This window comes from Arhodomonas sp. KWT (assembly GCF_010993615.1).
The window spans coordinates 1-600 of record NZ_WNXE01001002.1; the positions used below are offsets into that span (position 1 = coordinate 1).

General features: G+C 73.2%; 2 protein-coding genes. Both read left to right on the forward strand.

Translation table 11 applies throughout. The annotated features are described in order from the left end of the window. Window positions 1-354: YggS family pyridoxal phosphate-dependent enzyme (locus tag G7A99_RS23795; protein WP_163144541.1), on the forward strand; the 354-nt coding region annotated here is incomplete at its 5' end. A 22-nt stretch (window positions 355-376) separates the two neighbouring features. Next, on the forward strand, window positions 377-600 hold a 224-nt coding region (locus G7A99_RS23800; protein ID WP_163144543.1), incomplete at its 3' end, for a pyrroline-5-carboxylate reductase.

Here is a 600-nt window from a genome sequence, read left to right on the forward strand (position 1 = left end):
CACCTCCCGCCGCTCGCCTGCTGCATCCAGGTGAACGTGAGCGGCGAGCCGAGCAAGTCCGGCGTCGCACCGGCGGACGTGCCCGCGCTCGCCCGCGAGGTCGCCGCGCTGCCGCGGCTCGCGCTGCGCGGACTGATGGCCCTGCCGGCCCCCGAGGCCGACCCGGAGGCCCAGCGCCGCCCCTTCGCCCGGCTGCGGGGGCTGCTAGAGGACCTCCGCGGCGAGGGCCTGTCACTGGACACACTGTCCATGGGGATGTCCGCGGACATGGAGGCGGCCATCGCCGAGGGTGCGACCGTCGTGCGCATCGGCACCGCGCTGTTCGGTCCGCGCCGGTATCCCCATGGTGGCTGACCACGGTCATGGAGATGAACCTATGAACGAGCACACGATCGCGTTTATCGGCGGCGGCAACATGGCCCGCAGCCTGATCGGCGGCCTCGTCGCCGACGGCTATCCGGCGGCCCGTATCCGCGTGGCCGATCCCAGCGAGGAGCGCCGCGACGAGCTCGCCGGCCGTTTCGGCGTCACTGTCACCGGCGACAATGCCGAGGCCGTCGACGGCGCGGACGCGGTGGTCCTCGCGGTCAAGCCCCAGGT